General features: G+C 54.5%; 11 protein-coding genes. 8 read left to right on the top strand and 3 right to left on the bottom strand.

Annotated elements, in window-relative coordinates:
* The first annotated feature begins 9 nt into the window (after positions 1-9).
* The 8 genes from SGR01S_RS07390 to acpA all read left to right on the top strand — a co-directional run bounded on the left by SGR01S_RS07390 (position 10) and on the right by acpA (position 9118).
* On the top strand, positions 10-705 hold the full coding sequence (locus SGR01S_RS07390; protein ID WP_037422722.1) for a GntR family transcriptional regulator: 696 nt from the start codon (positions 10-12) through the stop codon (positions 703-705).
* Between the two features lie 178 nt (positions 706-883).
* Positions 884-2152, top strand: coding sequence for an urea ABC transporter substrate-binding protein (gene urtA, locus SGR01S_RS07395; protein WP_061806988.1), 1269 nt, complete (start codon positions 884-886; stop codon positions 2150-2152).
* Positions 2153-2215: 63 nt separating this feature from the next.
* Positions 2216-3796, top strand: coding sequence for an urea ABC transporter permease subunit UrtB (gene urtB, locus SGR01S_RS07400; protein ID WP_061806989.1), 1581 nt, complete (start codon positions 2216-2218; stop codon positions 3794-3796).
* The gene (urtC, locus tag SGR01S_RS07405) at positions 3796-4872 is read left to right on the top strand and encodes an urea ABC transporter permease subunit UrtC (protein ID WP_061806990.1); all 1077 of its coding nucleotides are present in this window, start codon (positions 3796-3798) and stop codon (positions 4870-4872) included. The genes urtB and urtC overlap by 1 nt, the downstream gene beginning before the upstream one ends.
* Positions 4869-5675: an urea ABC transporter ATP-binding protein UrtD gene (urtD, locus tag SGR01S_RS07410; RefSeq protein ID WP_037422712.1), complete on the top strand. Its 807-nt coding sequence runs from the start codon at positions 4869-4871 to the stop codon at positions 5673-5675. Before urtC ends, urtD begins: the two co-directional genes overlap by 4 nt.
* 8 nt (positions 5676-5683) lie before the next feature.
* Positions 5684-6382 carry an urea ABC transporter ATP-binding subunit UrtE gene (urtE, locus tag SGR01S_RS07415; RefSeq protein WP_061806991.1) on the top strand — a complete coding sequence of 233 codons (699 nt, stop codon included), beginning with the start codon at positions 5684-5686 and terminating at the stop codon, positions 6380-6382.
* A gap of 345 nt (positions 6383-6727) precedes the next feature.
* Positions 6728-7258, top strand: coding sequence for a DUF2165 domain-containing protein (locus SGR01S_RS07420; RefSeq protein WP_037422706.1), 531 nt, complete (start codon positions 6728-6730; stop codon positions 7256-7258).
* 144 nt (positions 7259-7402) lie between these two features.
* A complete protein-coding gene (acpA, locus tag SGR01S_RS07425; RefSeq protein WP_061806992.1) occupies positions 7403-9118 on the top strand; it encodes an acid phosphatase in 1716 nt (571 codons plus the stop codon).
* 3 nt (positions 9119-9121) lie between these two features.
* On the opposite strand, the gene SGR01S_RS07430 is transcribed toward acpA, so the two are convergent.
* The 3 genes from SGR01S_RS07430 to SGR01S_RS07440 all read right to left on the bottom strand — a co-directional run bounded on the left by SGR01S_RS07430 (position 9122) and on the right by SGR01S_RS07440 (position 11709).
* Complete coding sequence (locus SGR01S_RS07430; RefSeq protein ID WP_037422700.1) at positions 9122-9634, bottom strand: GNAT family N-acetyltransferase; 513 nt, start codon at positions 9632-9634, stop codon at positions 9122-9124.
* Positions 9635-9849: 215 nt separating this feature from the next.
* Positions 9850-11067 (bottom strand): FAD-dependent oxidoreductase, encoded by a 1218-nt coding sequence (locus tag SGR01S_RS07435; protein ID WP_037422697.1) that lies wholly within the window; start codon positions 11065-11067, stop codon positions 9850-9852.
* A 72-nt stretch (positions 11068-11139) separates the two neighbouring features.
* The gene (locus SGR01S_RS07440; RefSeq protein WP_037422694.1) at positions 11140-11709 is read right to left on the bottom strand and encodes a DUF4865 family protein; all 570 of its coding nucleotides are present in this window, start codon (positions 11707-11709) and stop codon (positions 11140-11142) included.
* Positions 11710-11738 lie beyond the last annotated feature (29 nt).

Genomic DNA, 11738 nt, shown 5'->3' on the forward strand with positions numbered 1-11738 from the left:
AGGAATGCGATGCAAATCATTAATAGCCGCAGTAAAGCGCGACCAGAAGGGTTGGCGGAACGTATCTATCTCCAGCTCAAGGACGATATTTTCGATTTCCACCTGCTGCCGGGTGATCGCTTTAGCGAAAACGAAGTTGCACAACGGATGGACGTCAGCCGTACACCGGTACGACAGGCCTTGTTTTGGCTAGAGCGTGAGGGCTATGTCGAGGTGCATTTTCGCAGTGGTTGGCAGGTGCGTCCGTTCGATTTTGCCTACTTCGAAGAGCTGTATGACCTGCGCATCGTGCTGGAGTGTGAAGCTGTCAAACGGTTGTGCGCTCGGCCTGTGGGGGCATTGCCGCTGCAATTGGAGATGCTCAACAGTTTCTGGATCGACGAGCCGCGATTGGAAGACGGCAAGACGGTATCGCTGCACGACGAGCAATTCCATATGGCGCTGGTGGAAGCGGCAGGCAATGGAGAAATGGCGCGTATTCATCGTGACCTGACCGAGAAGATCCGCATTATCCGTCGGCTGGATTTCACCCAGATAAGCCGGGTTGAAGCGACCTACAACGAACATGCCGCCATTTTACGGGCGATCCTGCAACACCAGGCCGAGGAGGCGCAAACGCTGCTCAGTAATCATATTGCCGTGAGTAAGGCTGAGGTACGAAAAATAACGCTGCACATGCTGCATCAGGCAAGGCTTCAGCAGTAACCCGTCGTTTTTCAAGCTGCGGCGTTGTTAGCGGTGGGGGCTCACCCCGGTCACTGACTGGAGTCAGCTCCTGGGGACTCTCGCCCTTACCGCCTGGCTGCAACTCGAAATCCATAGGGTTAATTCTTCTTCAAGAAAGGTTGGTTTCCTAACACAACACACATCAGGAGTTTGAATTATGAAACGTCGTCATTTTATAAAAGCGTTTGCGCTGTCTGCCACCATGGTCGGGATGGGAATGGCATTGAGTGTGCAGGCTGCCGACACCATTAAGGTGGGTATCCTGAGTTCGCTGTCCGGCACCATGGCCATTTCTGAAACGCCACTAAAGGACGTGGCACTGATGACCATTGATGACATCAATGCCAAGGGGGGCGTATTGGGTAAAAAACTGGAGGCGGTGGTGGTTGATCCGGCGTCCAATTGGCCGTTATTCGCCGAAAAGGCACGTCAGTTGCTGAGTCAGGATAAGGTGGCGGCGGTGTTTGGTTGTTGGACTTCAGTATCGCGCAAATCTGTACTGCCGGTATTTGAAGAACTGAATGGGCTCCTGTTCTACCCGGTGCAGTACGAAGGGGAAGAGATGTCGCCCAACGTGTTCTACACCGGTGCAGCGCCTAACCAGCAGGCGATTCCGGCGGTGGAATATCTGTTGAGCGAAGACGGTGGCTCGGCCAAACGCTTCTTCTTACTGGGTACCGACTACGTGTATCCGCGCACCACCAACAAGATCCTGCGTGCCTTCCTGCATTCGAAAGGTATTCAAGATAAAGATATCGAAGAGGTTTATACGCCGTTCGGTTACAGCGACTACCAAACCATCGTCGCCAACATCAAGAAATTCTCTGCCGGTGGCAAAACGGCGGTGATCTCCACCATCAATGGGGACTCCAACGTCCCGTTCTACAAAGAGTTGGCTAATCAGGGCATCAAGGCCACCGATGTGCCGGTGATTGCATTCTCGGTCGGGGAAGAAGAACTGCGTGGCATCGACACCAAGCCGCTGGTCGGCAACCTGGCAGCCTGGAACTACTTCGAATCGGTGGATAACCCGACCAACAAGCAGTTTGTCAGTGAGTGGCGTGCGTATGCCAAGGCGCACAATCTGCCGAACTACGCCACCGCGGTGACCAACGACCCGATGGAGGCCACTTATGTCGGCATCCATATGTGGGCACAGGCGGTTGAGAAGGCGGGCACGACTGACGTTGACAAGGTGCGTGCCGCCATGGCCGGGCAGACTTTCGCCGCGCCGTCGGGCTTTACCCTGACCATGGATGCCACCAACCATCATCTGCACAAGCCGGTGATGATCGGTGAGATCGAAGGCAACGGCCAGTTCAACGTGGTGTGGCAGACCGATGCTCCGGTGCGTGCCCAGCCGTGGAGCCCGTACATTGCCGGGAACGACAAAAAGTCGGAAAGCCCGGTAAAAGGCGGTAAGTAAAATCGCAATCCCGTGCTAACGCCATGGGCCGGGCATACCCGGCCCCTATAGAAGAGGCTGCCGATGCAACTCCCATTTTTCGTTCATTCCCGACGGTGGCTTTGGCTGCTCTGTTGCCTGCCCATGTTCGCGCAGGCGGGGCCAGCTGATGATTTTGCTGTGGCCAACCGCGCGCAGCAGGCCAAATTATTGCAGGCGTGGGCGAGTGCGCCAGACGCTTCACGCTTGCCGTTACTGCAGGCGCTAAAGCAAGAAAACGTGGTGATCGACGAGGCTAAACATGCCTTTATTCAACAGGGCGACCGTTATCAACCACTGGACGGTGCCGCAACCCCAGTCGGCACACCAAAGAAACTGTGGTTGAACAACCGGCTGCGTATTCTGATCGCCAACGCCTTGTCGGCGCAGCGGTTAGTCAGTGAGGATCCGGCGCTGCGTTTACAGGCGGCGCAGGCCTTGCAGCGTGAAGCACAAAGTGAACAGTTGCCGCTGTTGAGCCAACGGCTGGCGCAGGAGAAAAACAGCCGGGTACACGCAGCGTTAAGTATTGCGTTGGCCAATCTGCAACTCAATGACGCCGATGCTGGGGTGCGTCTTAATGCGGTAAGGCTCCTCGGCAGTTCGGGCGAACCGGAAACCCAAACGCGGTTACAGACATTGACTGATGCCACGCATGAACCGGATGCTGCCGTGCGTGCTGAAGCGCTGAAAAGCCTGTCCAGTGTGAAACATCGGTTGATGATCGGGGATCTGATCGGCCAGGCGTTTACCGGACTGTCACTTGGCTCGATCCTGCTGCTGGCAGCGCTCGGATTGGCGATCACCTATGGCCTGCTGGGGGTGATCAACATGGCGCACGGTGAAATGCTGATGCTCGGCGCTTACTCGGCTTATCTGGTGCAGGGGCTGTTTCAACAGTTTGCTCCGCAGTGGCTGGCGTTATATCCACTGATAGCGTTACCGGTGGCGTTCATTATTACCGCCTGCATCGGTATGGCACTGGAGCGGACGGTGATTCGCCATCTGTATGGTCGTCCATTGGAAACCTTGCTGGCGACCTGGGGGATCAGTCTGGTGTTGATCCAAGGGGTGCGGGTGTTGTTCGGCGCGCAAAACGTAGAGGTCGCCAATCCGGCCTGGCTGTCGGGCGGCATTCAGCTGCTGCCGAATCTGGTGCTACCGTGGAATCGCATTGCCGTGATCCTGTTCGTGGTGCTGGTGTTGGTGCTCACCTGGTTATTACTGAATAAAACTCGCCTTGGCATGAATGTGCGTGCCGTGACACAGAACCGCGCGATGGCGGCTTGTTGCGGCGTACCCACCGGCCGTGTCGATATGCTGGCATTCGGCTTGGGTTCCGGTATTGCCGGGTTGGGGGGCGTTGCGCTGTCGCAACTGGGCAATGTCGGACCGGAACTGGGCCAGGGTTACATCATCGACTCATTCCTGGTGGTGGTGCTCGGTGGCGTCGGCCAACTGGCCGGTACCGTAGTGGCGGCCTTTGGCCTTGGCATCGTCAACAAAATTCTTGAGCCAGAGATTGGCGCTGTACTGGGTAAGATCCTGATCCTGGTGCTGATTATTCTGTTTATTCAAAAACGTCCTCAGGGGCTATTCGCCTTCAAAGGCAGGGTGATCGACTGATGAGCCAACCATTGACTGTAACCGGCGTGCAAAAAGCACCCCGGCTGGCGCTGGGCATCGGCGGGCTGGTGTTACTGGCACTGTTAATCATGCCGTTTCTTGCGCTGCTGCCGGCGGATAATCCGCTGGCAATTTCCACCTATACCCTGACGTTGGTGGGAAAAATTCTGTGTTATGCCGTGGTGGCGGTGGCGCTTGACCTGGTGTGGGGTTATGCCGGGCTGCTGTCGCTGGGACACGGATTGTTCTTTGCCCTCGGTGGTTATGCCATGGGCATGTACCTGATGCGTCAGGCATCGGGTGATGGCCTGCCCGGATTTATGGCGTTCTTGTCGTGGAATGAGCTGCCATGGTTTTGGAGTGGTACGCAGTATTTCGCTTGGGCACTGTGCCTGATTGTGTTGGTGCCTGGGGTACTTGCTTTCGTGTTTGGTTACTTCGCTTTTCGTTCAAAAATCAAAGGTGTGTATTTCTCCATCATGACTCAGGCGCTGACCTACGCGGGTATGCTGCTGTTCTTCCGTAACGAAACCGGCTTTGGCGGGAACAACGGCTTTACCGGGTTTACTACGCTGCTGGGCTTCTCGATCACCGCGACCGGCACGCGAGTGGCGCTGTTTCTGGCAACGGTAGTGCTGTTGGTGGTCAGTCTGGCGATCGGCTTTGCTTTGGCGCGCAGTAAGTTTGGTCGGGTATTGACCGCAGTACGTGATGCGGAAAACCGCCTGATGTTTTGTGGTTACGATCCTAAGGGCTTCAAGCTGTTTGTTTGGACGCTGTCGGCGGTGCTGTGTGGGCTGGCCGGTGCGCTGTACGTACCGCAAGTGGGGATTATCAACCCGGGCGAAATGTCACCGACCAATTCAATTGAAGCCGCCATCTGGGTGGCGCTTGGCGGACGCGGCACGCTGGTGGGACCGTTGCTGGGTGCCGGTATTGTCAACGGTGCCAAGAGTTGGTTCACCATGGCAATTCCAGAGTACTGGCAGTTCTTCCTTGGCCTGATGTTTATCGTCGTTACATTGTTCCTGCCAAAAGGGGTTATCGGGTTACTGCGCAGAGGTAAGCCACAATGAATTCACTGCAAATGACTGACGAGCTGTTTACCCAAGCACTACCGGCAGATAAATACCGCCAGCAAACCGATCCGGTACTGCTGCTCGATAAGATCAACGTCAGCTTTGAGGGTTTTCGCGCACTGAGCGATCTGTCGTTACAGATCGGCGTGGGTGAATTGCGCTGTGTGATCGGACCCAACGGTGCGGGTAAAACCACGCTGATGGACGTGATCACCGGCAAGACACGTCCGGACAGCGGCAAGGTGTTTTACGATCAAACTGTCGATTTGACTGCGCTGGATCCGATGCAGATCGCCCAGGCTGGCATTGGTCGCAAGTTCCAGAAACCCACGGTGTTTGAGGCACTCACGGTGTTTGAAAATCTGGAGATCGCACAGAAAACCCACAAGTCGGTATGGGCTTGCCTGCGTGCCAGACTGAACAGCGAACAGCGCGATCGTATCGACGAAATGCTGAAAACTTTGCGGCTGGGTCATGAGCGAAACCGTCTCGCCGGGCTATTGTCCCACGGGCAAAAACAGTTTCTCGAGATTGGTATGCTGTTGGTGCAGGAGCCGCATCTGCTGTTACTCGATGAACCGGCAGCGGGCATGACTGATGCGGAAACAGAGTATACCGCCGAACTGTTCCGCGCGTTGGCGGGTAAGCATTCGCTGATGGTGGTAGAGCACGATATGGGGTTTGTCGAAACCATTGCGGATCACGTCACCGTACTGCATCAGGGCAGGGTGTTGGCTGAAGGTTCATTGGCGCAGGTTCAGGCCGACGAGCAGGTGATCGACGTGTATTTAGGGCGCTAGGAGCAGCTATGTTGCAAGTGAACGAACTGAATCAATATTACGGGGGCAGCCACATTTTACGTGGCCTGTCGTTTGATGCTCATGTCGGTGAGGTCACTTGCCTGCTGGGGCGCAATGGCGTGGGTAAAACCACGCTGTTGAAGTGCCTGATGGGATTGATTCCGGCCAAGAACGGTAGCATTCGCTGGCAGGGTGAGAACCTCAACGGCAAAAAGCCGCATCAACGCGTGCAGGCAGGGATCGCCTATGTGCCACAGGGACGGGAGATATTTGGCCGTCTGACGGTGGAGGAAAATCTGTTGATGGGGTTGGCGCGTTTTTCTGGTGCTGAGGCGCGTAAGGTGCCGGATCATATCTATGAACTGTTTCCGGTGCTGTTGCAGATGAAGGATCGGCGCGGCGGCGATCTCTCTGGCGGGCAGCAGCAACAGTTGGCTATTGGTCGTGCATTAGCCTGCCGACCACAACTGTTGATCCTTGACGAGCCAACAGAGGGGATCCAGCCTTCCGTGATCAAAGAGATCGGTGCTGTGATCAAACAGTTAGCCGCACGTGGTGATATGGCGATCCTGCTGGTCGAACAGTTTTATGATTTTGCCGCTGAACTGGCGGACCGCTATTTGGTAATGTCGCGCGGTAGCATTTTACAACGTGGGGTCGGCAGCGCGATGGATCAAGACGGTGTGCGTAGGCTGGTGGCAATTTAAACTCAATAGAACTGAGCAGTGAAAGGAGCAATGATTATGTCCTGTCGCCTTTCACTGTTTTAATAAACACATCACGCTTCCATTTCACCGCGCCCCCTCCGTTATTCTCTCGATCCTTGTAAGATGCTTTTTTACAAACGTGTACGTTAAACCTGAAGGCTGTAACCACGTTAACGTACAGAAATACAAGGAACTCTGAGTTTTATACTCATGATGCTTGAGGCTGTCTCAGTGCTGGCGGTGTCCGCTCATCGCGTTATTTATGCTGCCGGAGACACACGGGGTTGCCGCCTTGATGCAATTCCCCTTATCTGGGGTATATATCACTAAAAATTAAGGATAATGATGAACGAAATCACTATGTCACGCCTGAGCTGTATCCTGCTGTCACTCTTTCCGGCTCTTTGGGGCATTTTCAGCTTGCTGAATAATACTGCCGATTTTGCGGGGACCGCCCAACATGCCGTGGCGCCGCTGCTTACTATGCAGGATACCTATCAGGTTCCTGGGCTAATGTGGCGCGCCGTCACTGCTGAATGGGCCGGGCAGCTTGGATTGGCGATTATCACGGCGCTGGAATCTCTGGCAGGTATCGCAGCAACGGTAGGTGTTGTGCTGATGCTGAAACATCTGGGCCATTCCTACACGGCCTTTGCCAAGGGCAAAGCCTGGGCCATGCTGGGCGCACTTTGTGCGATTGCAGTGTGGGGACTGGGCTTTATGGTGGTCGCTGGCGACTGGTTTATGGCCTGGCAGGCCAAGGAGAACCCGTTGGCGGTGCAATTGGGGGCGTTGCTGTATATGGTGCCCAATGCACTGACGTTGATGTTTCTGATGTTGCAACGCGATGCTCGTGAAACGGTGAGATGTGACTAAAACTGCGGTGATATTCGCGAAAGTGTTGCCAAATGCTAACCTGCCGAGTTGTGTCACATTTCGTTCATAGTTGTGCCATAGCATAAAGGTTATTCAATAAATTTATAACAAATCAATAAGTTAAAAATTTTCGAGGGAACACATATGAACGATAAATCGCATAAGGATCTGCCACCGTCGGCAGCAGAAGAGCAGGAGCAGCAACCGAGTAATCCGGCGCGTCGGCGTTTCCTCGCAGGTGCAACGGCGTTAGGGGTGGGGGCTTCCATTGCGCCGTTGGCCAGAGCTGCGGCTGACGGCAACAAAAAAGTGCTGTTAAACACGCTCCCCGCCAATGCGCAAAACGCGCTGCTGCGACGGCATGTGAAAAATGTGGTGGTGATCTATGCCGAAAACCGCAGCTTCAACAATCTGTTTGCCAATTTTCCTGGGGTAGAAAAACCGTTGTCGGCACTCAAGCCTGAAGAATACCAGCAGCGTGATCGCGATGATCGCCTGTTGGATTCGTTGCCGCCAATCTGGAAGGGATTAGTGCCAAAAGCGCAAGAAGTCGGTCATGTTAACTACAAAGTCGACGAAAATGCGGTATTCACGACACAATTGCCGAATCAGCCGTTTGTGTTGATCGGGCCGCAGGGCGAAAATCTGCCGCACGGTGTGGTAACGCGCGATCTATGGCATGTGTTTTATCAGAACCAGATGCAAATCAACGGAGGTAAAAACGACAAGTTTGTCGCTTGGGCCGATTCCGGCGCCTTAACCATGGGCTATTACGGGGACGGTGCTTACAATCTGCGACTGTGGACCTTGGCTCAGGAATTTACCCTGTGTGATAACTTTTTCCAGGGCGCGTTTGGTGGCTCTTTCCTCAATCATCAGTATCTGATCTGCGCTCGCCCACCGTTTTACCCCGACGTACAAAACTCGATAGCCAAAGAGGGTATTGCCCAGCTCGAAAGTGATGACGTGACGGACTCACGCCTGAAACCACTGAGTGACTCGCCGGTCAGCGCCTCGTTTGGTATCCCCCTGTTTGGCAAGAGCTTGCTGACACCGGACGGTTATGCGGTCAATACCATGGCACCACCGTACTGGCCATCGTGGACTCAGGATGAGAAAGACCCGACACTGGCAGATGCCACTATGCCGAACGTCATGCCACCGCAAAAACACCCCCACATTGGCGACTTACTGAGCCAAAAAGGGATCGACTGGGCGTGGTATGCCGGTGGCTGGCAGTACGCGTTGGATAATCGCAAAGATCAGGGCGATTTCCCCGGCGCACCGGATTTTCAATATCACCATCAACCGTTCAACTATTTTGAAAACCTGGGGCCGGCTAACCCGCAGGCCCGCGAAGCGCATTTGCGTGACGGGGGTATTGGCGATTCAGTTGCCAGCAATAAATTTTTGGCCGCCGTGGAAGCAGGTACGTTACCGCCAGTGGCGTTCTACAAGCCGCAGGGCAACCTTAATATGCATGCCGGTTATTCCGATGTGGAAGCTGGTGATCGCCATATTGCCCATATCATTAACAGCCTGCGTAATGGGCCGCAGTGGGACAACAGTGTGGTGGTGATTACCTTTGATGAGAACGGTGGCTGGTGGGATCACGTGGCACCACCGCAGGGCGATCGCTGGGGACCTGGCTCACGTATCCCGGCATTGGTTGTCTCACCGTTTTCCCGCAAAGGCTATGTTGATCATGAAGTCTATGACACCGGCTCGATCTTGCGTTTAATCAGCCGGGTATTTGATCTGCCGCCGTTAGATGGGCTGGCAGAACGCGATAAGGCGATGGCGGCGCGCAGTCAAAAACCGTTGGGGGATCTGACCGGCGCGTTGGCGTTTCCGGGCTAGTGGTTACAGTGCTTTAGACATATACCAGATGCCGATGGAGCCTTGGGCGCTGGTGTAACAGGTCTCACCGCAAATACTCAGCCCCTGGCGTTGGTAAAAACGCTGGGCGCTGGTATTGCGCTTTAACACTTCCAACCAGAAAGTGTCTTGCTTACGCTCTAGCGCCCGTTGCTGCACCTGTTCGAAAAAACGCTGGCCATAACCCCGGCCGGCATATTCCGGCAGGAAATAGATTTTCTGTAGCTCTGCGCCAAGGTTTTGGGTAGGGGCCAGCAGACTGTCAAAATTCAGCCGCGCATATCCCACCAGATTCTCGCCTTCATACCCCAGTAGCCAGCACACATCCGGGTCCTGTAGCGTTTTCTCCAGTGCTTCAACTGCAAAATCTTGCGCCAGAAAAGCGTCCAACTCCGCTTTATGGTGCCAAAGTTCGCCAAAATGGGCCTGATAGGTCCGGATACCCACGTCGCGAACCTGCGCTAAATCACCGCTCAAAGCCTGGCGGATGCTGAACATGTAGACCTCTTTGGGGAAAATGAGTAACGGTTGCTGCCCTGAAGGGAACGGACTGCTGCTGATAAAGATTAGCCAACGCAAAGCATGCGCGATATTTTTATCCGGCAGGGAGTATGACGTGAAAGGACGCGCCCATCAAAAATTCTTCAAGGTATAGGGGGCGTTGTGAACGTCAGAAGCTATGTCCAACCGTGGCATGCAGGATGGGGGGACAATTATTCAGCAAGATGTTTTGGTGTTTCCCGTCTGAACCCCAGCCCAATAATCCGCCCAAATAAACGGGGTAACCAGCGGCTGTTGCCGACTCGCATCATCAGGTTTTTTCCACCCTGTTCGCGGCGTTTTTTTGGCCTGCGCTGACCCATTTTAATTTGCAGGAACTGTGTGGCTTTCGTGGGGAAATTACGGCGACGTTGCACACGCAACAGGTGTTTTAACTGCAAGCTCTGGTTGCGTAGCGGAGGAATAATGGCGTTGGCGGTCGCGACGGCATCCTGAATCGCCAAATTAACCCCGACACCGCCAATGGGTGACATAGCGTGCGCGGCGTCACCAATGCACAGCACACCTGGTTTGGCCCACTGATCGAGCCGATCAATACGAATGCTTAGAAGTTTCACCTGATCCCAACTGAGGATATCCTGTAAGCGATGGTCCTGGAAAGGGGCAACTTCGGCGATATGCAGCAAAAATTTTTCCAGCCCGTCCTGTTGGATCGCTTCAAAACTGCCTTTGTCGATCGAATAACCGCACTGCCAGTATTCGCCCCGGTCGATCATGATAAAGTTTTGCTTTGGTCCGGTGTGACCCATCGACCAGGCGGGGTCGCCGGGTTTTTTAGCGAGCTTCATCCACAACACGTCGCGCGGAGAGCCAAAAGAGCGACTGCTGAGAGCCGCCTGTTCACGCACCACCGAATTGCGCCCGTCGGTGCCGATCACTAATTGGCAGCGGACGCGGATCGGTCCCTCCGGTGTATCCGCCAGCACGCCACAGACCTCGCCACGGTCGTACAGCAGTTGATGTACCTGAGCCGATTTGATCAGCGTGAATGCTGGAAATGCAGCCGCTTTTTCTGCCAGAAAGTTGAGAAACTCCCATTGCGGCATAAAAGCGATAAATTTGCAGCGTGTGGGCAGGTGCGTGAAGTCCGCAAGCCGAACATCACGCCCGGCTATTTCGGCGTGCAGTGTTTCTGCACGTTGGTGGGGCAGTGCCAGTAATTCTTCCAGCAGGCCAAGCTGGTGCATGATTTCTAACGTTGAGGGGTGAATGGTATCACCGCGAAAATCACGCAAGAAATCGGAGTGCTTTTCCAACACCATCACGTTTATCCCCGCACGCGCCAGCAGATAGCCAAGCATCAGCCCTGCGGGGCCGCCGCCAACGATGCAGCAGCGGGTGACATAAGGTGTAATCAGTGATGGTGACATAGTGGCTGACCTCAAGGGGCCGCATCCGGCAGACCCTAATTGAAAACTTATTATTGATAATGATTATCAATATCAGCCATGGCTGTCAACCCGTGGCACAGTGTGGTCAAAGGGCATGGAAAGGTGGCCGATACGGTAAAGCTGAGTATTGAATACGATTGTGGTCGGTGGTACTCGCCATAAGTCCAGCCGCACCAACTGCCAGGCGGTGGGATCAAACGCCACTATGCTGGCCAGTGCATTGGGAGCTGCTTGTTGCTGTTGACGCAGTACATGCAGATCACTATAGGGAGCAATCGGCAGTGTTTGGCGGGTAGCGTAGGTGGCTTCGGTAAGTTGCGGATGGTTGAAATGTGTAAGCCATGGGAGCCATTGTCTGACGTGTGGCCAGCCAAAAGCCCGACTAAGCCCCATAAAACCCTCACCGCTGAGGAAGTCGCTCATCCCGGTACTGCTATTCCACAGATAAAACGGAGCGTACAGATTTTCCTCGCCGTGCTCACCTTTCTGCGCATAGAGATAAGCTTTAATCAACAACTGTGGGGCGCTGTCCAACAGAGGACCGAAACGGGTGATGCGATCGTGGATAATGTTCATATCGTAATCTGCGGGCAGGGTGAAACTGTATTGCATGGCAAGCATGATGATTCTCCTGAAAGCGGTTGACCGGG

The organism is Serratia grimesii NBRC 13537, from assembly GCF_001590905.1.
Taxonomy (GTDB): Bacteria; Pseudomonadota; Gammaproteobacteria; order Enterobacterales; family Enterobacteriaceae; genus Serratia; species Serratia grimesii.